22 protein-coding genes and 1 tRNA gene are annotated in these 24,688 nt (G+C 68.8%); 12 read left to right on the forward strand and 11 right to left on the reverse strand.

Annotation, left to right across the window (positions count from 1 at the left end; translation table 11 throughout):
• Positions 1-278: 278 nt before the first annotated feature.
• From ACO1BU_RS26815 to ACO1BU_RS26825, 3 genes are all read left to right on the forward strand, one after another.
• Positions 279-935: an endonuclease III domain-containing protein gene (locus ACO1BU_RS26815; protein ID WP_424139037.1), complete on the forward strand. Its 657-nt coding sequence runs from the start codon at positions 279-281 to the stop codon at positions 933-935.
• Between the two features lie 151 nt (positions 936-1,086).
• Positions 1,087-1,737, forward strand: coding sequence for a DsbA family oxidoreductase (locus tag ACO1BU_RS26820; RefSeq protein ID WP_424139038.1), 651 nt, complete (start codon positions 1,087-1,089; stop codon positions 1,735-1,737).
• Positions 1,734-2,414 (forward strand): DUF1194 domain-containing protein, encoded by a 681-nt coding sequence (locus ACO1BU_RS26825; RefSeq protein WP_424139039.1) that lies wholly within the window; start codon positions 1,734-1,736, stop codon positions 2,412-2,414. The genes ACO1BU_RS26820 and ACO1BU_RS26825 overlap by 4 nt, the downstream gene beginning before the upstream one ends.
• On the opposite strand, the gene mfd is transcribed toward ACO1BU_RS26825, so the two are convergent.
• Both mfd and ACO1BU_RS26835 read right to left on the reverse strand, forming a co-directional pair.
• The gene (gene mfd, locus ACO1BU_RS26830) at positions 2,411-5,893 is read right to left on the reverse strand and encodes a transcription-repair coupling factor (RefSeq protein ID WP_424139040.1); all 3,483 of its coding nucleotides are present in this window, start codon (positions 5,891-5,893) and stop codon (positions 2,411-2,413) included. The two genes, ACO1BU_RS26825 and mfd, sit on opposite strands and share 4 nt — an antisense overlap.
• A complete protein-coding gene (locus ACO1BU_RS26835) occupies positions 5,894-6,199 on the reverse strand; it encodes an FAD assembly factor SdhE (RefSeq protein WP_424139041.1) in 306 nt (101 codons plus the stop codon).
• A gap of 58 nt (positions 6,200-6,257) precedes the next feature.
• Between ACO1BU_RS26835 and recG the strand changes: the two genes are divergently transcribed.
• Positions 6,258-8,333 carry an ATP-dependent DNA helicase RecG gene (recG, locus tag ACO1BU_RS26840; protein ID WP_424139042.1) on the forward strand — a complete coding sequence of 692 codons (2,076 nt, stop codon included), beginning with the start codon at positions 6,258-6,260 and terminating at the stop codon, positions 8,331-8,333.
• Positions 8,334-8,336: 3 nt separating this feature from the next.
• On the opposite strand, the gene ACO1BU_RS26845 is transcribed toward recG, so the two are convergent.
• Positions 8,337-9,341 carry a Bug family tripartite tricarboxylate transporter substrate binding protein gene (locus ACO1BU_RS26845; protein WP_424139043.1) on the reverse strand — a complete coding sequence of 335 codons (1,005 nt, stop codon included), beginning with the start codon at positions 9,339-9,341 and terminating at the stop codon, positions 8,337-8,339.
• Between the two features lie 166 nt (positions 9,342-9,507).
• On the opposite strand from ACO1BU_RS26845, the gene ACO1BU_RS26850 reads away from it, so the two are divergent.
• From ACO1BU_RS26850 to ACO1BU_RS26870, 5 genes are read left to right on the forward strand one after another with little or no spacing between them, the layout of a single operon-like run.
• Positions 9,508-10,230, forward strand: a complete 723-nt coding sequence (locus tag ACO1BU_RS26850; protein WP_424139044.1) for an ABC transporter ATP-binding protein — start codon at positions 9,508-9,510, stop codon at positions 10,228-10,230.
• Positions 10,230-10,961: an ABC transporter permease subunit gene (locus tag ACO1BU_RS26855; RefSeq protein WP_424139045.1), complete on the forward strand. Its 732-nt coding sequence runs from the start codon at positions 10,230-10,232 to the stop codon at positions 10,959-10,961. Before ACO1BU_RS26850 ends, ACO1BU_RS26855 begins: the two co-directional genes overlap by 1 nt.
• A 4-nt stretch (positions 10,962-10,965) precedes the next feature.
• On the forward strand, positions 10,966-12,912 hold the full coding sequence (locus ACO1BU_RS26860; protein ID WP_424139046.1) for a GldG family protein: 1,947 nt from the start codon (positions 10,966-10,968) through the stop codon (positions 12,910-12,912).
• Between the two features lie 4 nt (positions 12,913-12,916).
• Entirely contained in the window at positions 12,917-13,936 is a 1,020-nt protein-coding gene (locus tag ACO1BU_RS26865) for a DUF4340 domain-containing protein (RefSeq protein WP_424139047.1), read from the forward strand.
• Positions 13,933-14,370, forward strand: coding sequence for an NUDIX hydrolase (locus tag ACO1BU_RS26870; RefSeq protein WP_424139048.1), 438 nt, complete (start codon positions 13,933-13,935; stop codon positions 14,368-14,370). Before ACO1BU_RS26865 ends, ACO1BU_RS26870 begins: the two co-directional genes overlap by 4 nt.
• A gap of 20 nt (positions 14,371-14,390) precedes the next feature.
• On the opposite strand, the gene msrP is transcribed toward ACO1BU_RS26870, so the two are convergent.
• From msrP to ACO1BU_RS26890, 4 genes are all read right to left on the reverse strand, one after another.
• Complete coding sequence (msrP, locus tag ACO1BU_RS26875; RefSeq protein ID WP_424139049.1) at positions 14,391-15,320, reverse strand: protein-methionine-sulfoxide reductase catalytic subunit MsrP; 930 nt, start codon at positions 15,318-15,320, stop codon at positions 14,391-14,393.
• Positions 15,321-15,385: 65 nt separating this feature from the next.
• The gene (locus ACO1BU_RS26880; RefSeq protein ID WP_424139050.1) at positions 15,386-16,390 is read right to left on the reverse strand and encodes a Bug family tripartite tricarboxylate transporter substrate binding protein; all 1,005 of its coding nucleotides are present in this window, start codon (positions 16,388-16,390) and stop codon (positions 15,386-15,388) included.
• A gap of 81 nt (positions 16,391-16,471) precedes the next feature.
• Complete coding sequence (locus tag ACO1BU_RS26885) at positions 16,472-17,899, reverse strand: glycosyltransferase family 39 protein (protein WP_424139051.1); 1,428 nt, start codon at positions 17,897-17,899, stop codon at positions 16,472-16,474.
• The gene (locus ACO1BU_RS26890) at positions 17,896-19,005 is read right to left on the reverse strand and encodes a glycosyltransferase (RefSeq protein WP_424139052.1); all 1,110 of its coding nucleotides are present in this window, start codon (positions 19,003-19,005) and stop codon (positions 17,896-17,898) included. Before ACO1BU_RS26890 ends, ACO1BU_RS26885 begins: the two co-directional genes overlap by 4 nt.
• Before the next feature lie 175 nt (positions 19,006-19,180).
• Between ACO1BU_RS26890 and ACO1BU_RS26895 the strand changes: the two genes are divergently transcribed.
• The 3 genes from ACO1BU_RS26895 to ACO1BU_RS26905 all read left to right on the forward strand — a co-directional run bounded on the left by ACO1BU_RS26895 (position 19,181) and on the right by ACO1BU_RS26905 (position 22,833).
• Complete coding sequence (locus ACO1BU_RS26895; protein WP_424139053.1) at positions 19,181-19,954, forward strand: sulfite exporter TauE/SafE family protein; 774 nt, start codon at positions 19,181-19,183, stop codon at positions 19,952-19,954.
• Positions 19,951-21,717: a chloride channel protein gene (locus tag ACO1BU_RS26900; protein ID WP_424139054.1), complete on the forward strand. Its 1,767-nt coding sequence runs from the start codon at positions 19,951-19,953 to the stop codon at positions 21,715-21,717. Before ACO1BU_RS26895 ends, ACO1BU_RS26900 begins: the two co-directional genes overlap by 4 nt.
• Positions 21,718-21,999: 282 nt before the next feature.
• Positions 22,000-22,833 (forward strand): lytic transglycosylase domain-containing protein, encoded by an 834-nt coding sequence (locus tag ACO1BU_RS26905; RefSeq protein WP_424139055.1) that lies wholly within the window; start codon positions 22,000-22,002, stop codon positions 22,831-22,833.
• 33 nt (positions 22,834-22,866) lie between these two features.
• Here the strand turns inward: ACO1BU_RS26905 and ACO1BU_RS26910 are convergent, their stop codons facing one another.
• From ACO1BU_RS26910 to ACO1BU_RS26925, 4 genes are all read right to left on the reverse strand, one after another.
• Positions 22,867-23,256 carry a YidH family protein gene (locus ACO1BU_RS26910; protein WP_424139056.1) on the reverse strand — a complete coding sequence of 130 codons (390 nt, stop codon included), beginning with the start codon at positions 23,254-23,256 and terminating at the stop codon, positions 22,867-22,869.
• A gap of 114 nt (positions 23,257-23,370) precedes the next feature.
• Positions 23,371-23,446: transfer RNA gene (locus ACO1BU_RS26915), tRNA-Lys, on the reverse strand.
• A 48-nt stretch (positions 23,447-23,494) separates the two neighbouring features.
• Positions 23,495-24,016: a peptidylprolyl isomerase gene (locus ACO1BU_RS26920; protein WP_424139057.1), complete on the reverse strand. Its 522-nt coding sequence runs from the start codon at positions 24,014-24,016 to the stop codon at positions 23,495-23,497.
• 66 nt (positions 24,017-24,082) lie between these two features.
• Positions 24,083-24,661 (reverse strand): peptidylprolyl isomerase, encoded by a 579-nt coding sequence (locus ACO1BU_RS26925; RefSeq protein WP_424139058.1) that lies wholly within the window; start codon positions 24,659-24,661, stop codon positions 24,083-24,085.
• Positions 24,662-24,688 lie beyond the last annotated feature (27 nt).

The following is a 24,688-nucleotide window of genomic DNA, read 5'->3' on the forward strand; positions in this document are numbered from 1 at the left end:
GACGCATTCATCGCCAAAACAGGCCGTCTGCAACCTTGAGTTTTAGGATAGTACACCTATACATCACGCAAAAGTGATGACCGCGCCCCCACCCCGCCCCACCCCCACCCGCTCCGCCCAGTGCCCCCACACCAGCCCCCAACCGAAAACCCCAACAGCTCGCCAGCCCACTGGCCTACCCGCTAAGCAGCCTGAGGCTGGGCATAGGCGTTCCTAGCCACATGCCCTCCCCCGCACTCAGCACCGATGCATCGGCCAGCCCTGCCCCGGCAGACAAAGTGCCTTTCGACATTCACGAGGTCTTCCGCCGGCTTCGGATCATGCTGGCCGATCGCCCGAAGGCGGCCATGTTCGACCTGCGCGACCGCGGCCATGGCAGCCCCTTCGAGCAACTCGTCGCGAGCCTCATCTCAGCCCGGACGCGTGACGAGGTAACCACCGCCGTCTGCCTGCGCCTGTTCGCCAGGGCACGCAGGCCGGAGGAACTGGTCCGGCTCGACGAGCCCGAGCTGGTCCGGCTGCTACACGGGGCCACCTTCCCGGAACCCAAGGCGCGCGACATCCTCGCCCTTTCCCGCCGCATCCTTGAGGACCATGGTGGGCGAGTGCCGGACACGATGGAGGGGCTAACCGCCTTCCGGGGGGTCGGCCCCAAGATCGCCGCCCTTACCCTCGGTGTGGCCTTTGATCAGCCCGCCATTGCTGTGGACATCCATGTCCACCGCGTCACCAACCGTTGGGGCTATATCGCGGCGCCCACGCCAGAGCGCAGCATGGAAGCACTCAAGAAGGTTCTGCCGCGTCGATACTGGATCGAGATCAATGAGCGGCTCGTGCCCTTCGGAAAGTTCATCTGCACCGGCGAGCGCCCGCACTGCTCCACCTGCCTGCTCCTGGACATGTGCCGGCAGGTCGGCGTTACCGCCACGCGGTAAGCGCACGGCGGCAGTTCGCCGTCCGCCCAGTCCAGTTGCGCGCCGTCAATCCAAGCGCCGGAAAGCCCGGCCCGCCGCATCCTCCGGCAGATCGCTATTCTTACCGCGAGAACCCTGGCCCACCATGCCGTGGCGGCGCTAATCTAGCGCCGTGAACGCGCTGACCCCGCCCCGCGCCCGGCTGCCTATCGAGGTGGTGTTCGACCTCGTCTGTCCCTGGTGCTTCCTCGGCACCCGGCGCCTGCGCCGGGCCGTGCGCGCGCGGCCGGAAGTAGCCGCCGAGCTGATGTGGCGGCCATTCCTCCTGAATCCGGACCAGCCCGCCGGTCGGGACCCCTTCGCCCGCCGCCCCGGCAGCCCGGACCGGGCACGTCGCCTGCATACCACCCTGACGGAGATGGGGCGGGCGGAGGGCGTGCCCTTCCGCTTCGACCTGATCCACCGCACCCCGCCTTCAATCGACGCGCATCGCTTGGTGCGCCTCGCGGCCCGCCGGGGGGCTGCGGACGAGGTAGTGGATCGCCTCTTTCTCGCCCATTTCGCGGAAGGCGTGGATATTTCGGACCATGCCACCCTGGCCGGCATCGCCGCCGCGGCCGGGCTGGACCGGGCGGGCACGCGCCGCTTCCTTGCGGGGGAGCAGGAGGTGGAGGCCGTGCATGCCGAGAACCTCCGGGCGCATCGCCTGGGCATCAACGGCGTGCCCTGCTTCGTCATCGCGGGCCGCCACGCCATAGCGGGCGCGCAGGAGCCGGAAGTGCTGCAACGCTTGCTGGACGTGGCCCTGACGGAGGCGGCGTGACGCCCCGGATCGGGCGCCGGGCCGCTCTCCTGACCCCGCCCGCCCTCGCCTCCGTCACAGCAGCGGCCCAGGATGGTGCGGTTGATCTGCTGCTCGTCCTGGCTATCGACGCCTCAGGCAGCATCGACGCCGACGAGTTCCGCCTTCAGCGCGAGGGCTGTGCGGAGGCTCTCACCCATCCCGCCGTTCTCTCGGCCATCGGCGCCGGCCCGCGCGGCGCGATCGGGGTCGCCTTGGTGGAATGGGGCGCGCCCGGCGCGGCCTCGACGGTGGTAGACTGGCACCGTGTGGGCGGCCAGGCTTCGGCCGACATCCTGGCCCGCGCGGTGGCGGATGCGCCGCGCTCCCGTCAGTCCTGGAACGCCATCGGCGATGCGGTGGACCACGCCACTGCCCTGATCACGGCTGCGCCCTGGCCGGCGCGGGAACGAGTGATCGATGTCTCCGGCGACGCCCCGGATATGAGAAGCATCAACCCCATCTCGGTCGCCCGTCAGGCCGCAGCCGCGCAGGGCATCGTGGTGAACGCCCTGGCCATCGAGGGCGGCCGCCCAGGCCTGACCCGCATCTACGAGCAGACCGTCATCGCGGGCGACGGCGCCTTCGTCATGACTGCCGACTCCCGCGCAGACTTCGCCCGGGCGATCCGGGCGAAGCTGATCCGGGAAATCGCCTAAGCGGCCTTCGCCTCGCTGGCGACCCGCAGCAGTGCCTGCAGGATCTCGCGCGCCACTTTCACCCGCTGCGCCAGTTCCATCTCCCGCACCACGGCCAGCTTGTGGTCCGGGCGAAGCTTGACCGCGCCCTTTTGCGACACGACCCACGCCGCCAGCCCGCCCGGATTGACGAAGTTGTTGCGTCGGAAGGCCAGCACGATCCCCTTCGGCCCGGCATCCAGCTTCTCCACCCCGGCCTCGCGGCACATGCGCTTGATGGAGACGACCTGGAGCAGGTTCTCCACCTCTGGTGGGATGGGGCCGAACCGATCGGCTAGCTCCGCCGCCATGGCCTCCAGCTCCGCCTCGCTCGCCAGCCCACCGATGCGGCGATACAGGCCGAGGCGCACGGGCAGGTCGCGCACATAATCCTCGGGGATCAGCACGGGCAGGCCGAGATTGATGTTCGGCGTCCAGTCGCGATCCGGCGCCTCGCCCTTCTGGCCCTTCCCGCGCTGGCGGTTGCGGATGTCCTGCACCGCATCTTCCAGCATCTGCTGGTAGAGTTCGATGCCGACCTCCCGCACATGGCCGGACTGCTCGTCGCCCAGCAGGTTGCCGGCGCCGCGGATATCCAGGTCGTGACTCGCGAGGGTGAAGCCCGCGCCCAGGTTGTCGAGCGTCTGCATCACCTCCAGCCGCTTCTGCGCCGCGGCGGAAAGGCGGTGCGACTGCGGCCAGGTGAAATACGCATAACCGCGCAACTTACCGCGTCCGACGCGCCCGCGAAGCTGATACAGCCCAGCCAGCCCGAACATATCGGCGCGGTGGATGATCAGCGTGTTCACCGCGGGCATGTCCAGCCCGCTTTCCACGATGTTGGTGGAGAGCAACACGTCGTATTTCTGGTCGCCGAACTCCGCCATCACGCGTTCCAGTTCGCCCGGCGTGAGTCGCCCATGCGCCTGCGCGATCCGCACCTCCGGCACGATCTCCGCGAGTCGGGTCGCGACCTTCGGCAGGTCCTCCAGCCGGGGCACCACGCAGAAGATCTGCCCGCCGCGGAAGCGCTCGCGCTGGATGGCCTCGCGGATCACCACGCTGTCCCAGGGCATGATGAAGGTGCGCACCGCCAGCCGGTCCACCGGTGGCGTCGCGATCACGCTCATCTCCCGAACGCCGGACAGCGCGAGCTGCAGCGTCCGCGGAATGGGCGTGGCTGTCAGCGTCAGCACATGCACATCGGCCTTGAGCGACTTCAGCCGCTCCTTATGCGCCACGCCGAAATGCTGTTCCTCGTCCACGATAACCAGGCCGAGATCGGCAAATTCCACGCCCTTCGCCAGCAGCGCATGGGTGCCGACCACGATGTTGATCGTGCCGTCCTTCAGCCCCGCCTTCACCACCGCCTGTTCCTTCGGCGTCACCATGCGGGAGAGCTGCGCGACCTTCACCGGCAGCCCTTCGAAGCGCTTCGAGAAGTTGCGGAAGTGCTGGCGGGACAGCAGCGTGGTCGGCACCACCACCGCCACCTGCGCGCCGGTCATCGCCACCACGAAGGCCGCGCGAAGCGCCACTTCGGTCTTCCCGAAACCGACATCGCCGCAGATCAGCCGGTCCATTGGCTTGCCGGCCGAAAGGTCTTCCAGCACGTCGGAAATGGCGCGGAGCTGATCCTCGGTCTCGGCAAAGGGGAAGCGCGCGCAGAACTCGTCCCAGGCACCCTCGGGCGGGGTGGCCATCACCCCTTCCTTGGTCTGCCGCTCCGCGGCCGTACGGATCAGCTGCGCCGCCATGTCCTGGATGCGCGACTTCGCCTTGGCCTTGCGGTTCTGCCAGGACACGCCACCCAGCTTATCGAGCGCGACGCCCGCGGCATCGCTCCCGAAGCGCGTCAGGACCTCGATGTTCTCGACCGGCAGGTAAAGTTTGTCACCACCGTCGTAGAGCAGCCGCAGGCAGTCATGCGGCGCGCCGCCGGCATCCAGCGTCTCCAGCCCGTCATAGCGGCCGATGCCGTGATCGGCATGAACGACGAGGTCGCCCTCCTCGATCTCCGTGGCGTCGGCGATGAACTGGTCCGCACGCTTGCGCCGGCGCGGCGGCCGCGCAATCCGGTCGCCCAGCAGATCCTGCTCACCCGTAACGGAAATCCCGGGCTCGCCATCCGCACCCGGCGCTCCGATGAAGCCGCGTTCCAGCCCCCATACGGCGAGCCCCACCACGCCGGGCGGCAGCTTCTGCACGCCTGGCCAATCCTCCACGACCTGAGTGGGGATTTGATGCTCCCGCAGCAGGTTGGCGAGGCGGTCCCGCGAGCCACGGGTCCAACCCGCCAGCACGGTCCGTCGCCCCTGCCCCGTCATGGCCCGGGCATGCTCGTGGAAGGCCTCGAAGACATTACCCCCGGCCTGCCGCACTTCGGTGAAGAGCCGGCCCTGGCGGCCGCCGGCCTCCACTCCCTCCGCGCCCTCGGGCTTGCCGAAGGGGTTGAAGCGCAACATTGGCCCGCCGGAGAGCATCCGGTCCCAGCCTTTGCGATCGAGATAGAGACGCCGCGGCGGCGCGGGGCGATAGGGCACCTCGCCCTCGCGCGGCGGCAGGCGGCGCGCCTCATAATGGTCCTCGATCATCTCCAGCCGGGCCTCGAGCGAGTCCTCCGCCTGATGGTCGAGGCTGGTTGAGGCCGGACCGAGATAGTCGAGCAGGGTCTCCATCTGCTCATGGAACAGACCCGCCCAATGCTCCATGCCCGGATGCCGCTGCCCCGCGGAAACGCTCACATAGAGGGGGTCATCCGCCGCAGCCGGCCCGAAGAGGTCGCGGTACGCCGTGCGGAAGCGGGTGATGGAGTCGGGGTCGAGGAAGACCTCGCCCATCGGGCGCAGCCAAAGCTCCTCCAGCGCCTCCCCGCTGCGCTGGGTGCCCGTGTCGAAGCGGCGAATGCTCTCGATCTCGTCGCCAAACAGATCCAGCCGAACCGGATCCGGCTCCCCGGCGGGGTAAAGGTCGATGATGCCGCCGCGCACCGCGTATTCGCCCGGCTCCATGACCGTGCCGGCGCGGCCATAGCCATTCGCCTCCAGGAAGGCGGTCAGCTTGTCCGGATCAATCCGTCCGTTCTTCGCCAGCCGCATCGTGGCCCCGGCAAAGACGGCACGGGGCGGCACCTTCTGGACCAGCGCGTTCACGGTGGTCAGCACGATGCGCGGCCGGGGGGCCTGCTCCATCAGGCGCGTCAGCGTCGCAACGCGCTCGGCCACGATCTCGGGATTTGGCGAGACGCGGTCATACGGTAGGCAATCCCAGGCCGGGAAGGTCAGGACCTCCGCCTCTGGCGCCAGGAAGGCTAAGGCGTCGGCCATGCGCTGCATCCGGGCATCGTCCCGGCAAACATGCAGCACGGGGCCCGATTCCTCGGCCCGGCGGCGGGCCACGAGGAGCCCGTCATAGCCCTCGGGGGCGCCGTAGACCTCCAGGCCGCGGGAAGAAGAAGCCATTCAGGTTTTCCGCATCGTCTCGGGAAGCCCCGCGCCTGGGGCCGAGCTGGCCTCCATGAGGCGCAGCATCATGGGGGATTGCAGCTCCGCCGGCAGCGGGCGGCGGCCGGAGAGCCAGTCGGTCAGGTCCACATCCGGCAGTTCCAGGATCTCCTCGACTTCGTCCAGCTCCTGCTCGGAGAAGGCCTCGATCCGGTCGGATACGAAGCCTCCGATCAGCAGGTCCGTCTCCTTCGTGCCGCGATGACGTGCCCGGAAGAGCAAACGCCGCCGCCTCGGGAAGAGTTCGTTCGGTTCGTCATCCATCGCGCGGGGCCCGTTCGGCATTCGTTCGTGCGGTGCCATATAACCCCCGCACCGAATCATGCCAGCCCAGTCAGACCACCTCTCCTTCCTGCTCGCCCCTCTCGACAGCCTCCCCGAGGCGGCGGGCAAGGCGCGCCAGTTATCAGACGCTGCCGGTCCCCGGGTGCTGGACCTGCTGTTCCACCTTCCGGAGCGCTATGTGGACCGCCGGCGCGTCACCCGCCTGGCCGATGCGGGCGACGGCGACATTGTTACGGTCCCCTTGCTGGTCGAGGCCGTCACCGCGCCCCGCAACCCCTCCCAGCCCTGGGTGGTGAAGTGCCTGAGCGAGCGCGCCATGCTCGACCTCGTCTATTTCCTGCGGGCCCGGTGGGTCGGCCCCTGGCTGCACCGCACCTTCCCGGAGGGCGCGTCCCGGACCGTCTCCGGCCGGGTCCGCCGCTACGGGCCGCGCTGGCAAATGGACGCGCCGGAATTCGTCTCCCCGCCCGACACCATTCCGGCCATCCAGCCGGTCTGGCCGCTGGTAAAGGGCCTCGGGCCAAAGGACGTGCAGAAAGCGATGGCAGCTGTCCTGGGGCGGCTTCCCCAGCTGGCCGAATGGCAGGATCCCGCCCATCTCCGCCGCCGGCGCTGGCCCGGCTTTGCCGAGGCGCTGCGGGCCCTACAAGCGCCTGAGGCGCTACCCGCGCCGGAGGCCACCGACCGGCTGGCCTATGACGAGCTCCTTGCGGGCCAGATTGCCATCGGCCTGGTTCGCCGGGCCGTGCTGGAACGGCCCGGCCGTTCCCTGACCGGCGACGGCGCTCTGCGAGCCCAGGCGCTGGCCGCCTTCGGCCATGAGCCCACCTCCGCCCAGGCCCAGGCCATCGCGGAAATCGATGCCGACCTGGTGGCCCCCCGGCGGATGCTCCGGCTCCTCCAGGGCGATGTGGGCAGCGGCAAGACGCTGGTCGCCCTGATGGCCATGCTCCGCGCCGTCGAGGCCGGGGCTCAGGCCGCCATCATGGCGCCTACCGAGATGCTGGCCCGCCAGCACCTGCGAACCTTCCAGCGCCTAGCCGGGGCGGCGGGCGTGGAATGCGCGCTGCTGGCCGGCAGTGTGAAGGGGAAGGAGCGTTCGCGCGTGCTCCGTCGGCTGGCCGAGGGCTCCCTGCCCCTGGTCGTCGGCACCCATGCCCTGTTCCAGGAAGGCGTGCAGTTCCGGGATCTTGCCCTGGTGGTGGTGGACGAGCAGCACCGCTTTGGCGTCGCCCAGCGCCTGATGCTGACGGAGAAGGGTACGGAAACGGACGTGCTGGTCATGACGGCAACCCCCATCCCCCGCACCCTCCTCCTGACCCAATGGGGCGAGATGGCCGTCTCCCGCCTCGAAGGCCGCCCGGCTGGCCGCAAGCCCATCGTCACCCGCATTATCAGCCGCGACCGGCGCGACGAGGTACTGGCCGCGCTCCGCCGAGCCTTCGCGGCGGGGAACCGCGCCTACTGGGTCGTCCGGGCCATCGAGGAAGGCGAGGCCCATGACAACGTGGCCGCCGAGACCACCTTCGCCCAACTCAAGGAAGTCTTCGGGGAAACCGTCCGCCTCGCCCATGGCGCGCAGAGCCTGGAGGTGCGCGAAGCCGCGCTGGCGGACTTCGCCGCCGGCCGCGCCCAGCTCCTGGTCGCGACCACCGTGGTGGAAGTGGGCGTGGACGTGCCCGAGGCCACCATCATGATCATCGAACAGGCTGAACGCTTCGGCCTCTCCGCCCTGCATCAGCTGCGCGGCCGGGTCGGACGGGGAAGCGCCCAGTCCTACTGCCTGCTGCTTCCCTCGGCCGATCTGATGGAAAGCGAGAAGCGCCGCCTGGCCGTGATCCGGGACACCGAGGACGGCTTCGTTATCGCCGATGCAGACCTGGACCAGCGCGGCGGCGGCGATGCCCTGGGCACCCGCCAGGCGGGCCAGATCGGCCGCCGCATTGCCGATCCGCAGCGCCATGGCGGGCTGGTGCGGGTGGCGCATCAGGAGGCGGAGCTGTTGCTGGAGAAGGACCCCGACCTGTCCCGCACCGAGCGCGGCCGTGCCGCGCGCGACCTGCTGGCCCTGTTCGACCATGACCTCAGCCTGAAGCCCCTGGCCGCAGGCTGATACCTATTCCGGCTGGATACCGGCCCGGCGCATCAGCTCGCCCTGCGTCGCGATATCGGCCGCCAGCCGCGTTCGGACCGCTGCCGGCCCGGCCTCCATCGGAATCAGGCCGTTACGGTCCAGAAAGCTCCGCAGCTCCGGGCTTGCGGCGGCGGCGGCGGTGGCTTCGGAAAGCGCTGCGACCTGCGCCTCCGGCAGGCCGGGCGGGGCGGCAAGGCTGAACCAGCCGCCGGCCGAGAAACCGCGAAAGCCCTGTTCGACCAGACTCGGCACCCCCGGCAGTATCGGGGAGCGTTCCGGCAATGCGACCCCCAGCGCCTTGACCCGCCCCTCGTCCAGATGAGGCTTCGCTGCGGCCATGAGCGAGAACATGATGTCCGTCCGCCCGGCGATCAGGTCCGTCAGCGCGGGCGGCGCGCCGTTATAGGGCACGTGTAGCCATTCCACCCCGGCTCGGGCGGCAAGATCCACCATGGGCAGGTGCCCCGTGGTGCCGATGCCCTGGCTGGCATAGCTCACCCGCCCCGGTGCACGGCGCGACTCCTCCAGCACCTGCGCGAGATCCCGCCATTTCGGGTTAGCGATCAGAACATAGACGGAATCCACCAGCAGCGTGACGTGGGTGAAGCCCGAAACCGGGTCGTAGCCGAGCTGCCGGAAGGCATGCGGCGCATTGGCGAAGGTGGCGATCGTTCCCAGCAGCAGCACGCTGCCGTCCGGTCGCCCGCGCGAGACCTGCCGCGCCGCCAGGGTGGTGGACGCGCCGGGCCGGTTCTCCACGACGAATCTGCCATCCAGCCGCTCAGCCAGTTCCGTGGCCAGCAACCGCGCCATGACATCGGTCGGCCCGCCCGGCGGATAGGGCACCACGAGCGAGGTGGTAAGCTCGCGCGGCCATCCGGCCACGCTTTGCGCTCTGGCCCCTGTTCCAAGCGCGGCGGCGCTGAAACCGCCGGCAGCCAAGCCTCCGGCCCCCATCAGCGCCCGGCGGCGCGTCGTATTGTGCATTCCTGTTTCCTCCGAAACCAGGGTGGATCCCCGGCCGGCTTGTGTCCACGGTGTTACCTTGAGCGGGTTCAGTTACGTTGCCTGGGCTTGCGCCCGCCCCGCCTCGCGCCTAACCCGATGCACCCGACAGGTTTGTGATCGGCCCGTGGACGCAGCGGAGCGTGCAGTGAACGCCCTGATTGAGATCGACCGCCTGACGAAGCGCTTCGGCACCTTCACCGCCGTGGATGATGTCTCCTTCACGGTCAGAGCAGGCGAGGTGCTTGGATTTCTGGGCCCGAACGGCGCCGGCAAGTCCACCACGATGAAAATGCTGGCCGGCTTTGTGAATCCCACCGCCGGCACGGCGCGGATCATGGGCCAGGACGTGGTAGAGCGCCCCGTCGCGGCCAAGCGCCATCTGGGCTTCCTGCCTGAAGGCGCGCCGACCTATCCCGAGATGACCGTGCAGGGCTTCCTCGCCTTCACGGCCCGTGCCCGCGGCTTCCGCGGCAGCGAAGCGGCCGATCGCGTGCATGACGCCATGCGCATGACGACGCTTGAGGAGGTCCGCCTGCAGCCCATCGAGACACTTTCAAAGGGCTTCAAGCGCCGCGTCGGCCTCGCCCAGGCACTGCTGCACGACCCGCCGGTGCTGGTGCTCGACGAACCGACCGACGGGCTGGACCCCAACCAGAAGCACGAAGTCCGCAGCCTTATCAGCCGGATGGCGCCGAGCAAGGCCATGATCATCTCGACCCATCTGCTGGAGGAAGTCGGCGCCGTCTGCACCCGCGCTATTATTATCGCGCGGGGCCGCATCGTCGCCGATGCGACGCCCGAGGAACTGGCCGCGCGCGGCCCGAATCTCGACGCGGTCTTCCGCGAGCTGACGCAGGAGGCCGCGTGATGGGCGGTACGTTCACCGTCGCCCGGCGCGAGCTGGCCTCCTATTTCGCCACGCCGGTCGCCTATGTGTTCATCGTTATCTTCCTGGTGATGTCGGGTGCCCTCACCTTCACCCTCGGCAACTTCTTCGCCCGCGGCACTGCGGATCTGATGCCCTTCTTCACCTTTGTGCCCTGGCTCTTCCTCTTCCTCGTCCCCGCCATCACCATGCGCCTCTGGGCGGAGGAGCGGCGCCTCGGCACGATCGAGCTGCTGCTGACCCTGCCGATCGCGCAGTGGCAGGCCGTGCTCGGCAAGTTCCTGGCGGCATGGGCTTTCTGCGCCATCGCCCTCGCGCTGACCTTCCCCCTGGTCATCACGGTCAACGTGCTGGGCAATCCCGATAACGGTGTGATCGCAACCGGTTATCTTGGCTGCCTGATGGTCGCAGGCGCCTATCTTGCAATCGGGGCCGCCATCTCTGCTCTGACGAAGAATCAGGTGATCGCCTTCGTTCTGGCTGTCGCGGTCTGCTTTCTCTTCGCCGCGGCCGGGTCGCCCGTCGTCACCGAATTCTTCAGCCGCAATCTGCCGGTCATGGCGGAGGTTGCGCGGGGCATCTCCATCAACGACCGCCTCGCCGCTTTCTCACGCGGGGTGATCGCCTTGCGCGACATCATCTTCTTCATCAGCTTCATCGGCGTATGGCTCTTCGCCAACGCCCTCGCCGTCGATCTGCGCAAGGCCGATTGAATCCGTGAGCGACGCCACCCTTTCTCCCAAGCCGCGGGGCCGCGGCGCCTGGATCGCACTGGGCGCGCTGCTCGCCGCTGTCGCGCTTGCCATAGGCGTAAATGTCCTGGCGGACCGTTTCCTCTCCCGCGCCCGGCTCGATCTGACGGAGCAGCGCCTCTACACGCTGTCCGAGGGCACCCGGCAGACCGTTGCCAACCTGCGCGACCCGATCACCCTTCGCCTCTTCTATTCCCGCAGCCTCGGCGCCACGGTGCCGGTCTTCGGCGCCTATGCGGACCGGATTCGGGAGATGCTTCGCGAATATGTCGCGCTCTCCAATGGCAAGATCCAGCTGGAGCTTCTTGATCCTCAACCTTTCTCCGAGGCAGAGGACCGCGCCCTCGCCTATGGCCTCCAGGGGGTGCCTCTCGATAATGCGGGGGAGCAGGTCTATTTCGGTCTGGCGGGCACTAACCTGCTCGATGACGAGCGCACCATCGCCTTCTTCCAGCCGGAACGGGAGCGGTTCCTCGAATACGACCTGACGCGCCTCGTGCATGAGCTGTCGAATCCGACTCGCCCCGTGCTCGGCGTGATCTCCTCCCTGCCGCTGAATGGGGACCCGCGTGCGATGATGATGCGTGTTCCCGGGACCGGTCAGCCTTTCCAGATCATGACCCAACTCCGCCAGTTCTTCACGGTGAAGGACGTACCGGCGGACGCGCAGGCCATTCCTTCCGACGTGCAGGTGTTGATGGTGGCGCATGCGCAGAACCTGCCGGAGGCCACGCTCTACGCCATCGACCAGTTCGTCATGCGCGGCGGCAAGCTGCTGGCCCTGACCGACCCTCACAGCGAAAGCCAGGCATCCCGACCGGATCCGACTGGCCGTCCCATGCCGCCCACCTCCTCCAGCCTCGACCACCTCTTCAGCGCCTGGGGCATTGAAGCTCCCTCGGACAAGGTGGTGCTGGACCAGCGCGGCGCCTGGCGCGTGCGCTCCGGGCCGCATGACCGGGTGCAGGGTGTGGATTACCTCGCCTGGTTCAACGCCCAGGACGACAGCCTGAACCGTTCCGACGTCGCCAGCGCCGAACTGTCGCAGGTCACCTTCGCCAGCGCCGGCGAGGTGCGAAAGAAGGAGGGCGCCACCATTGAGCTGACGCCTCTGGTCACCTCCTCCCCGCAATCCGAGCTGATCGATGTGGCGCGGGTGCGGCAGGCACCCGACCCGGCGCGCATTCTCTCTGAGTTCAAGCCCGACGGGCAGCGCCACATCTTGCTCGCCCGAGTGCGCGGCGTGCTGAAGACCGCCTTCCCCGACGGCCCGCCCGCCCTGCCGGAGGGTGTGCAACGCGCTGAGGGTCTGCCCGCCCACCAGGCCCAGACCAACGGGCCCGTCAACCTCGTTATCGGCAACGACTCCGATATCCTGGAGGATCGGTTCTGGGTCCAGGTGCAGGACTTCTTCGGCCAGCAGGTCGCCACCCCGACCAGCGACAACGGCGCGCTGGTCACTAACCTGACTGACACCCTGGCCGGCGGCGACAACCTGATCTCGCTGCGTTCCCGCGGCGAAAGCCTGCGCCCCTTCACCATAGTGGAGGAGATGCGCCGCGACGCCGAGGCGCGCTACCGCCAGACCGAGCGCCGGCTGACGGAGCGCCTCCAGGCCACCGAGCGGCGCCTGCGGGAGCTGCGCCAGGGCTCCGCCGGCGCTAATGCGAACAACACGACCCAGACTGTCATCACCCCCGAGCAGCGCGCCGAGATCGACGCCGCCCGTGACGAGATCGTCCGCACCCGCCAGCAACTCCGCAGCGTGCAGCGCGACTTGCGCCAGGGAATCGAGGGGCTGGAGATCTGGCTTCGCATCTTCAACATCGCGCTCGTCCCCACGCTGCTGACGCTTTTCGCCATCGGCTTGGCCGTGGTCCGCACGCGCCGCCGCGCGGCGGCCCGGGGGTGACGCCATGCCTCTGAACCGACGTCATCTTCTCGCTCTCAGCGGAACCGCCATCGTGGCGGCAGGTGCGGCTGTCCTGCTTACCCCGGGCGAGAACGCGCCGCCGCCATCCTCCGAGGCCCCCCTCGCCTTCCCCGGCCTGCCCGGCCGCCTTCAGGCCGCGCAGCGGATCGAGATCCGGCAGGGGCAGCAAGCCCTCACTCTGCAGCGCGGCCCCGGTGATGTCTGGAATCTGCCACAGAAGAGCGGCTACCCCGCGCGGAGCGAGCGGGTGCGCGAGCTGCTGGTCGCCCTGACGGAGCTGCGCCTGACCGAGCGCCGTACCTCGGATCCCGAAGCCCTCTCCCGCCTCGGCCTGGACGAGCCGGGCAAGCCGGGCTCCACCGCGCTGCTCCTGCGCGTGCTGGACGGCAGCGGCGCGGGTCTGGCGGAACTGGTCGTTGGCCGCCGCCGTACCCGCACCGGTGCCCCGCCCGGGGGCAGCGTGGCCGAGAGCGCCTATGTCCGACGCCCGAACGAGAACCAGTCCTACCTGGCGGAGGGTCATCTCTCCGTCGATGCCGATCCTCAGCTTTGGATCGAGCGCGAGATCGCCAACATTCCGAGCGAGCGCGTCCGCCGGGTCATCGGTGTGCGCGATGGCAAGACGGTGGAACTGCGGCGTGAGGACGGGCCGGAGGGCCGCCTGAAGATCGTCCTTCCCGGCGATGCTCCACCGGTTGATGAAGTATCGCTCGACGAAGTCGGGCGCGCGCTGGAAGGGCTGACCCTTCTGGACGTCCTGCCCGAGGCACAGGAACCGGGCGATCCGGCCGGTGAGGGCCGCTTCATTCTCACCGATAATCTCACCGTCACGGCGCGGCTGAAGCAGGCCGGCGACGCAATCTGGATGACCCTCTCCGCCGCTGGGGATGATGAGGCCGCGCGCCTCAATGCCCGTTGGCGCGGCTGGGCCTATCAGGTCGGGGTCTGGAAGCTGCCGGCCTTCGCGCCCAGCCTTGAAACACTGCGGAAACGCGAGGGTTGACGGACCGCGAATACCCGGACCGGCCCTGGGTCGGCATCGGATGCGTTGCTTTCCGCGGCGACGAGGTGTTGCTGGTCCGCCGCCTGCGTCCGCCGCGGCTGGGCGAATGGACCATCCCGGGCGGTGCCCAGATGCTCGGCGAGCCGGCCGAGGAGGCCGCGCGCCGGGAGCTGCGCGAGGAGACGGGAGTGGAGGTCGGCCCCCTCACCCTCGTGGCCTGCGTGGACATCGTCCATCGCGACGAGGCCGGCGCCATCCGCTTCCATTACACGATTGTCGATTATGCCGGGCGCTGGATCTCGGGTGAGCCCAGGGCCGGCGACGACGCGAGCGAAGCCCGCTTCTTCATGCCGGAAGAATTGCCCGGGCTCGGTCTGTGGGAGGAGACCCTCCGTGTCATCGCAGAGGGCCGCCGCCGCATTCACGAGTCGTAAGGACGCATCCTGGCCGTGCTTCAGTAGAAGATCCGCTCGTTCATCATGTTGGCATAGAGCGGCGCGACGAACTCGCCATAGCCGTTGAAGATCTTTGTGGGCACGCGCTCATTGGTTCCAAGCAGCCGCTCGGTCGCCTGGCTCCAGCGGGGATGCGCGACCTCCGGGTTCACATTGGCCCAGAACCCGTATTCGCTCGCCTGTAACTTCTCCCAATAGCCGACCGGGCGCTCCGTCTGGAAGGTCACGCGCACAATCGATTTCGGTGCCTTGAAGCCGTATTTCCACGGGAACAGTGCGCGGATCGGCGCCCCGTTCTGCGGGGGAAGCGGCTTGCCGTACATCCCTGTGGCAACAAAGGCTAACTCATTCCGCGCTTCCTGCACGGCGAAACCGTCCGAATAAGGCCAGGGATACCAGGACTGGCGCAGCCCCGGCATGGTGTCGCGCTGCGTCGCCGTCTCAAGGACGACGTATTTCGCTTCCGGCTTCGGCGCCGCGATGCGGATCAGCTCCGCCATCGGAAAGCCGGTCCAGGGCACGGTCATCGCCCAGGCCTCGACGCAGCGGTGGCGCAGCACGCGTTCCTCCAGGCTGACCTGCTTCAGCAGGTCCTCCAGCGCGATCTCGCGCGGCTGCTCCACCAACCCGTCGAAGCGGATGGACCAGGGGCTGGTCCTGAGCCGCTGCGCCGCAGAGGCGATGCTCTTGGAGCCGCCGAACTCGTAGTAATTATTGTAGCTTGTCACATCCCGTTCGGGTGTCAGCTCGCGGCCCGGCTGAAAGCGGGCGTTGCGCATGGCAGGCGCCTGTGCCTCCGCCTGGGTGATCAAGGCGGCCCCCGCCAGCATCGTGCCGGCACCGAGCACCGCGCGCCGCCCCAGCACCACGGCCTCAGGCGTCGCGGCGCTCTCCGGCAGCTCCCATCCTCGACGAATGCGGATCAGCATGGCGGTCTCCGAAAGGAATGCCGGGAACGCGGTCGCCCGGCGCCGAACTCAAGCTTGGGTATGCGTCACCCCAACCGCAATCCCGCGCGCTGCACGATGCCCCGGAACTTGGTCAGCTCCGAAGCCAGGAAGGCGCGGGTCGCCTCGGGCGTGCTGGCGGGGGAAGGATCGACACCGGCCGCCGCCAGCCTCTCCCGCACAGGTGCCTCGGCCAGAACCGCGTTCACTGCGGCATTCAGGGAGGCCAGCACCGGCGCGGGCATGCCACGCGGACCGAGCAGCACGTTCCAGGTCGTCACGTCGAAGCCCGGTGTCACCGTCTCGTTCAGCGCGGGGATCTCGGGAAACAGCGGGTGCCGTGCCATGGAGGTCACGGCCAGCCCGCGCGAAAGCCCCTCCCGAAGATGCGGGGCGGTGGAGGCCAGAACTTCGAAGGAGTAGGCCACCTCGCCCTTGGCCAGTGCCTCCATCACCGCGGAGCCGCCACGATAGGGCACATGCTCCGCCTGCATGCCCCCCACGGAGATCTTCAGATACTCGCCCGTCAAGTGCCCGACCCCGCCGACCCCCGAGGTCGCCCAGGAGAGCGCCCCCGGCTTCGCCCGCACAGCCTCCACCAGGTCTGCGATACGGCGATAAGGCGAGGATGCGGGCACCACGACGACCAGCGGACCGCCCCCGACCATTGCGATCGGGGTGAAATCGCTCACCGGGTCATAGGGCGTCTGGCTGGGCAGCGCAGCCGGGTTGGTCGCATGCGAAGAGGCCGTGGCGAGCAAAAGCGTGTAGCCATCGCCCGGACGATGCCGCACCCAATCGCTGCCGACCGCCCCGCCCGCACCGGCCCGGTTCTCCACAATGACCCGCGCATTCGGGCCTAACCGTGGCCCCAAGCGGTCGGCCAGCACGCGCCCGGCGATATCGGTAGAGCCGCCGGCGAGAAAGGGAACGACGAGCGAGATCGGCCGGTCCGGCACCCAGCCGGCCGCCTGGGCGCGGGCTCGCCAGAGGGCCGGGGTGGACAGGGCGGCGGCAAGCAGGGCGCGGCGGCGCATCGGATCATCCTCCATCGGTGCCCTTCTGCCGGGTGGGCGGGGCGCATGAAGGAAATAGTGCCAGCAGTGGATCGCAGGTGAACAGAGCCGCCGGAATTAGCGCGGCCGAGGCAGCACCGCCATCGGTTCCTTCCCGGCCGGCGTTGTCACGCGCAGCAGGCGGTAGCGCTCGGCCTCCACCCCATCCCGGCTGCGCACCAGCTCGCCCACCGGCTCGGCATCCGGCCAGAGCGAAGGCCCATCCCCCCGCCTTCGGCTCCGCAGCATCAGCCCGCGCTGGCCAGCCGCAGGTTCCGGCAGGGTGAACAGGTCCCAGCGGTCCCCGATCGCCACCACCGGCACCTCGGGCGGCAGGCGCAGGGCGAGTTGCGCGGCCAACCCATACTCCTCCGTCGCTATGAAGGTGGCGCCCTCACGCAGCCGGGCCACCTCAGCGTCCTGTGCCAGCGAGTCCCAGCCCGCAAGCCTCGCCAGCGTCGGGTCTGAGGATCGTGGCAGCGGCAGCGGCGCCAGGCCGGCCTGCAGGATAATCGCTACAGTCATAACCGCGCCGACGGCGGCGCCGATCCGCCTCCACCGGACCGCCGTGAAGCCCGCCGCCGCGATGGAGGTGGCGGGATAAAGTATGGCTGGCCAGTTTCCCTGCACGCGGCTCCCTGTCGCCTGCCAGAGAAAGAGGAGCGCTGCTGGCAGGGTGATCGCGGCGAGGAGCCCCGCGCCCGGGGCGCGCCTACGCGCCCAGGCCTCCCCGGCCAGAAGTACTCCGACCGCGCAAAGCACCAGCAGCACCGGCGAGGCAAGGGCGAGCTGCCCCGCCACCAGTTCTCCCAGGAACCGCAGCTCGAGGCCGTCACCCGCGCCCGCCCGCCCGCCCTGCTTGGCAAAGGAGGCCCAGTCATGAGCCGCGTTCCAAACCACCACCGGCAGGAAGATGAGCGCCGCGAGCGTACCGCCGGTATAAAGGCGCCAATCCCGCCACCAGCGCCGGGCGGCCGGCTCCGCCACCAGCCAGATCAGCAGCCCGGCGCCGAACAGCGCGGCGGTGTATTTCGAGAGCAGCGCAGCGCCGGCGAAGGTCCCTACGGCAAACCACCACCGACCTCGGCCCGAGGCATGCAGCTCGGCGACGGCCCAGAGGCCAAGACACCAGAAGACGAAAAGCGGGGTATCCGGCGTCATGAGCACCGCCCCGGCATTGGTCACAGGCATGGCGTTGAGCAACAACGCCGCCCAGCGCCCGGGCAGCCGATCCGGCAAGAGCGCGTCACCTGCCCGGGCCAGCGCGACCGAGGCGATCGCCAGCCCGACCGGTCCCAGCAGCCGGATGCCAAAGGCGTCGTCACCCGCCAGGGCTGTACCGGCCGCGATCCAGAGGGCGACCATCGGCGGGTGGTCGAGGTAGCCGGGCTGCAGGTCGCGCGCCCAGACCCAGTAATAGGCCTCGTCAGGCGTCAGCGGGAGCAGCGCTGCCGCGCCGAGACGCAGCCCGGTCAGCACCAGCAGGCCGAGAAGCCAAGGCTTCACCGCCCGCGCCAGACAAGGGTGGAAGACACGGCATAGTTCCATACGACCGTCATCAGGGCCCCCGCCGCGCCCGCCAGCCCCCATCCAGCCAGCCCTTCCCGCACCAGCAGCCCGGCGACACCCACATTGGCCGCCGCCCCGATCCCGCAGACGAGGTAGAAGAGCACCAGCCCGCGCACGAGCCGCGCGCCACGCAGCCTCATGTCGCGATAGGTGATGCGGTTGTTCAGCAGGAAATTCGCCGTCATGGCCACGAAAGTGGCGGTCCATTGTGCCGCCTCGAAATGGATCCCGGGCACGCGTGAGGCGAGGCCGAGCACCGCCAGGTGCACGAGAACGCCGACAACGCCCACGGCGGCAAAGGCGATGAAACGCCAGGGCAGCCAGCCGCCCAGCGCCTTGTCCAGCAACAGCCCGCCGAATTCGAGCAGCACGGCCGCGTCCAGCTTCGACTCGCCGGCCAGCCGTGGCCGGAACCGGTAGGGCAACTCAGCAACCCGCAGCGGCCGGCCGGCCGAGAGCAGGAGATCCAGCAGGATCTTGAAACCCCGCGCGGAGAGGCGCGGCGCAAGGCCTTCGAAGAGGTCTCGCCGCATGAGGAAGAAGCCGCTCATCGGGTCGCCGACGGGCGTGGGCAGCAGCAATGCCGCCAGCCGCGTGCCAGCGTCGCTCACCGCTGCCCGAACGGCCGAAAAGCCTCCCTCAGCCGCGCCGCCCTCCACATGGCGGCTGCCCACCGCCACCTCCGCCCCGTTGTCCCGCACGGCGGCCAGCATGGCCGGCAGGATCGTCTCGTCATGCTGCAGGTCGCCGTCGATCACGGCGATGTAGGTGGCCGAGGAGGACAGCACTCCCTCCGTCACCGCGGAGGCCAGGCCCCGCCTTCCGATCCGCCGCAATCCCCGCACCCGCGGGTCGATTGAGGCGATTTCCCGGACCCGAGACGTCGTGCCATCCGGGCTGTCGTCATCGACGAAGACTACCTCCCAGGCGATTCCCCGCAGCGCCGCGTCCAGGCGCTCCACCATCGGCGCGACATTCGCCGATTCGTTGTAGCAGGGCACGATCACTGTCAGCTCCGCCGGCAGCGCGGCCGGGGCTGTCATGAACCGTTCAGCGGAAAGAGGTTGGAGCGGCACGGCGGCGGCTTACCCCGCACGGCCCGACCCCGAAAGAGGGGGTGTGCAGGCCAGGCACTGCAGAGCAGCGACCAAAGCCCCTTCCAAGCTCGCGCGGATCGGCGTAGCGCACCGCTAATCCGCCCAGAGCACTGAAAATATCGTGACGTTTATTCTGCCTGACTTGCCCTCCTTCACCGTGCTCGGGCCCGTCATCGCCATCATCACCCTTTCGGCGATCTTCCGGGGCTTCACCGGCTTCGGCTTCGCCATCATCGCCGTGCCCCTGCTGAGCCTTGCCCTGCCACCTTTGATGGCCGTGGCGCTCTCAGCGGGCCTTCAGTTTCTTGGCGGGTTGATGGATGTGCGCAGCGCTGCGCCGCACTGCCACTGGCGCTCGGTACGCTGGCTTTCAGTGGGTGCGCTTGTGGCTTCTCCCGTCGGTACGCTCCTGCTGTCCTGGCTGCCGGCGGACGTGGCGCGGCTCGCCCTGGCTGCGGCTTGCGGTACGGCGGTGCTGGCCCTGGGCGCGGGGCTGGGCTTCCGTAATGTCCCCGGTCGCGCCGCAACGGCCGGAGTGGGCGTCCTGGCAGGGCTCTTCAGCGGGCTGGCCGCCATGCCGGGTCCGCCGACCCTGGCCTATTACCTGGCCTCGCCTTTGCCCGCCGCTCAGGTGCGGGCGTCGCTGCTGGTCTTTTTTCTCTTCTCCGCAACGGTGTCCTTCGCCAGCCTGATAGTCATCGGCGCGGTAGGGTGGCATGAAGTCCTGATGGTGCTCGCCGGGATGCCGCTGATGCTGGCGGGCTCGCGGATCGGGGCCGCCCTGTTTCAGCGGGCCGGAGGGGCGCATCGTGGCATCTCGCTCGCCACCCTGGCGCTGATCGCCGTGATCACGGCGGTGCGGGGCGTCGCCGGCTTGCTCCACACTGCTCCATGAAGCTTCCGCCTCCCCATGTCCGGCGCTTCATCCTGGTTGTGGACACGACCCGCGACTGGGTGCGGGGCACGGAGCCGGGCTTGGTGGCGCTCGCGACCCTGGCCGGCGTGCTGGCCGGCCTGCTCGCTACAGCCATGAGCGGCATGGCGCAGGGCATGCACCTCCTGCTCTTTGGGTCCGAGGTGTCCCATGGGCTCAGCGCGATCCGGAATGTCGACCCGCTCCGGACGCTCCTGCTTCCAGCTCTTGGCGGGATCCTGCTCGGGCTACTGAACCTCGCCCTTAGCCGGTGGCACCCGCGCACGCCCGTGGACCCGATCGAGGCCAATGCGCTGCATGGCGGCCGCATGGTGCTGTCCGACGGCGCGGTCGTCGCCGGCCAGAACCTGCTCTCCAACGGCTTCGGCGCCTCAGTGGGGCTGGAGGCAGCCTATACACAGGTCGCTGGGGGCCTTGCTTCCCGTCTTGGCATCCTGCTCGGGCTCCGACGCGGCGACCTGCGGGTGTTGGTAGGTTCGGGCGCGGCGGGGGCCATTGCCGCTGCCTTCGATGCACCGCTGACTGGTGCCTTCTATGCCTTCGAGCTGGTGATCGGCACCTACGCCATCGCCAGCCTGGCCCCGGTGGTTGCCAGCGCCGTGGCGGCAACGCTGGTCGCCCGCGCGCTGCATGGGCAGACCTATCTGGTCGAGCCCGGCGGCGTCGCCCTGGCGGGCTGGAGCAGCTACGGTCTGGCATTGCTACTCGGCATGGTCTGCGCTTTGGCGGCCATCGCCCTGATGCGCGGCGTGGGCGGGATCGAGGCGCTGATCAAGCGGAGCATCCCGTGGAACTGGCTCCGGCCGGCCAGCGGCGGGTTGGCCGTGGGGGCTATCGCCCTGCTGTCGCCGGGCGTGCTCTCGGCCGGGCATGGCGCGTTGCACCTTGCCTTCAACACCGAAGGCCCGGTGAAGGCCGCGTTGCTCCTGCTGGTGCTCAAGGCCCTGGCCTCGGCCCTGTCGCTTGCGGCCGGCTTCCGCGGCGGGTTGTTCTTTTCCTCGCTCCTGCTCGGAGCGCTGCTGGGAAAGGTCATGGCCGCGCTCCTTTGGCTGGCCGGAATGGGGCCCGTGGATCCCCTATTCCTGGCGGTGGTGGGCATGAGCGCCTTCGGGACGGCGGTGATCGGCGCCCCGCTGGCCATGACCTTCCTGGCCCTGGAAACCACGGGCAGCTTCCCCGTGGCCGGCGCGGTGCTCGCCGCGGTGGCGGTGTCCGGCATCGCCGTGCGGCGGCTCTTCGGCTATTCCTTCGCCACCTGGCGTTTCCATTTGCGCGGCGAGGCCATCCGATCGGCCCATGATGTGGGCTGGCTGCGTGAGCTGACGGTGGGGCGCATGATGCGGCGAGATGTGCGCACGGTGCGCATCGATACCAAGCTCACCTCCTTCCGCCGCTCTTTCCCGCTCGGCTCGACCGAACGCGTCATCGCCCTGGACGAGGCCGAACGCTATGCCGGCATCGTCCTGGTGCCCGAAGCGCATGCAGCCGAGCCGGAGGTGGAGAACATCGCCTCGCTGCTGCAATGCCGGGACCGGCTTCTGACTCCGGCCATGAACGCGAAGGAGGCCATGGCGGCCTTTGACGCGGCGGGTGTCGAGGCGCTGGCCGTGGTGAAGAGCGCGGACAGCCGCAAGGTGCTTGGACTACTGACCGCCAGCCATGTCCTGCGCCGCTATGGCGAGGAACTGGACAAGCGGCGTCGCGAGGAGGTCGGGTTGGCCTGACCTGCGGGCGAGCGGGGCGGCGCTTCCCCGTGGGGTCTCGGTCGGGCCACTGCGAATCATCGTGAGCAGGTGGCGCCGCGGGCCGCCGGACCACTTCTTGCCGGCCCTCAGAACACTGAATTTTCTTTGTTTTATCTACTTCCCTGGAGGGAAAATGCGAGGATCAGCTGGCGGGCAAACCACTTGCCCCCGCTGGTCCGAGCATGGTTGATCGTCGCGCGCCCTGCCGCGCCGCTGCGAAGTATTTTCTCAGCGCCAGTTTTACCAACCCGACGGATCATCGTGAGGAAAGCACCCCTGGCCTTTCCCCCCGAACTCAGCTTCCTTCGCACCGCCCGCCGGATCGGCGGGGCCTTCCTCCTCCTTCCGCTTCTGCTCTCCCCAGCCCGGACGGAGCCGTCGAATGAATCAGTGCAGCCGGTCGCGGCCCGACCGGCAACCCAGCTCCCCACGGAGCTGGCGGCTCGCCGCGCCCGCTTTCTCACTACCCTGACAGAGCAGGCCCGGCAGAACGGCATTCCACCTGCCCTTGCCGACGCCGTCGCGGCAGTGGAAAGCGCCTATAACCCCACGGCTACGGGCGAGGACGGGGAGGTCGGCCTGATGCAGATCCTGCCCTCCACTGCTGCCATGCTGGGCTTCCGCGGAAACCGAACGGCGCTGTTCGAGCCGGAGACCAACATCCGCTACGCTGTCGCCTATCTCGCCCGGGCCTGGACCCTGGCCGACGGCCATCTGTGCCGCGCCCTGATGAAGTACCGGGCCGGGCATGGCGAGGAGCAGATGAGCCCGCTCTCCGTTACCTACTGCCGCCGTGCCATTGCGCATCTGGCGAGTATCGGCTCTCCCCTGGCCGCCGGCCCCGGTGCGGTCCTTCCCCCTGTCACCAGCGAGGAAACCGCGCGCTGCGGTCGCCGGGTTGACCAGGTTGGCCTCAGCGCCGCCGAGCGCGCCCGGCTCCGGAGCGGCCGGCGCACGGAGGCCGATATGCGCCGGTACGAGGCCGAGCAACAGGCCCGGATACATGCCCTTCTCGCCCGCGGACCGGTCCGGGTAGGCCTCGGTTGCCAGGCGGTTCGGCCGGCACGGCGCAACCTGGCTCTGGGCCGTGGGTGAAGCCTCGCAGGCCCGCCGACACGGACAACTCGGTTATTCTCCGCCGGTGCGGCCGAACCAGACACCGAACAGCGCCCCGAGGCAGACGAGGACCAGGAAGCCGTTCACTGCGATCAGCGCCGCCGGCGGAAGGCGGCGTATGTCGGGCTTGGGAGGTGGTGCGCCGACCCAGAGTTCCCGCCAGACGGCGGCGACGAAGCAGAAGGCACCGAACAGGACGAGGACCGATCCAGTGACCAGGACGGCCCATTCAGGCAGCACGCCCCCTAGAACCTTCTTCGCCCCGACGCCGGCAGCAAGAGCCGTGAGCCCGGTGCGAACCCAGGCGGCATAGGTGCGCTCCGCGGCTAAAACGGTTCGATCGGCCGCGAGCTCCGTACGACGATCGGCAGCGTCGGTTCGAGGTGCTGTGTGATCCGGCATGGCGGCTTCCCGTCCTGATGGATGGGCTAACGCAAGTCCGCATGACCCGGCCGCATTCCCGGGGAGCAAGAACGCCGGATACGCTTACTGAACATCTGAGGTGGAGGGGGATGGTGGTGCGCCCGGTGGGGCTCGAACCCACGACCCCAAGATTAAAAGTCTCGTGCTCTACCGACTGAGCTACAGGCGCGCGCCCCGTGACCTATGGGAAACGCGCGCCCTTGCTGTCAAGTCTATCTCAGGCCGCTTCAGCCAGGCGCATCTTCACGATGCGGTCCGGATTCTGAACCATGCCGCTTCCGCCCGAGCCGCGCTTGATCTTGTCCACGAACTCCATACCGGAGGTGACGCGGCCCCAGATCGTGTATTGGCCGTCCAGGCTTGGATAGGGCCCGAACATGATGAAGAACTGGCTGTTCGCGCTGTTCGGGTTGCCGGTCCGCGCCATGCCGCAGGTGCCGCGCAGGAAGCGCGCCTTGGCCGGAGGCGAGAATTCGGCAGGCAGGTCCGGAAGCTCGCTGCCGCCGGTGCCAGTGCCCGTCGGATCGCCGCCCTGGGCCATGAAGCCCTCGATCACCCGGTGGAAAGGCGTGTTGTCATAGAAGCCCTGAGCCGCAAGCGTCTTGATGCGCTCCACATGCTTGGGCGCGAGCTCCGGCAGCAGCTCGATATTCACCGTGCCGTCCTTCAGCTCCAGCACCAGCGTGTTCGCGGCCTTGCTGTCCTCTACCGGCGCGGCAGGCGTGGTTTCGTCGCTCATCTCAGATCCCGATTCCATGAGGGGCACCGGCGGTGTCGCTCCGCCGGTCCAGTGTGTGGTCAGCCGTCAGGCCGGCACGTCCGCGGCGACGCGCATCCGTACGATCCGGTCGGGATTCTGCACGGTCCCGCTGCCCGCGACGCCCTTCTTAATCTTGTCCACATTGTCCATGCCGGACACGACGCGGCCCCAGATGGTGTAGTTGCCATCGAGGAAGGGCGCCGGCGCGAAGCAGATAAAGAATTGGCTATTCGCGGTATTCGGCGCCTGGGTCTTCGCCATGCCACAGGTGCCACGCAGGAAGCGGGCCTTCGAGGGCGGCGAGAATTCGTCAGCAAGGTCCGGCAGCCGGCTGCCGCCCGTCCCGGTGCCGGTCGGGTCACCGCCCTGGGCCATGAAGCCGTCGATCACCCGGTGGAAGGGCGTGTTGTCGTAGAAGCCCTGGCGCGCCAGGGTCTTGATCCGCTCGACATGCTTCGGCGCCAGGTCCGGGCGCATCTCAATAACGACGCGCCCGTCCTTGAGGTCGAGATAGAGCGTGTTCTCGCGATCCGCCTGGGCCAGCGCCGGCCGGCCGCCGGCCAGCGTCAGGCCGGTTGTTAGGGCCAATGGCGTCCCCAGAAGCATGCGCCGACGCATCAGCATTCCCTCGTCCCGTCTCAGTTCCGATGG

This window comes from Roseomonas chloroacetimidivorans (assembly GCF_049629625.1).
Taxonomy (GTDB): Bacteria; Pseudomonadota; Alphaproteobacteria; order Acetobacterales; family Acetobacteraceae; genus Roseomonas; species Roseomonas chloroacetimidivorans.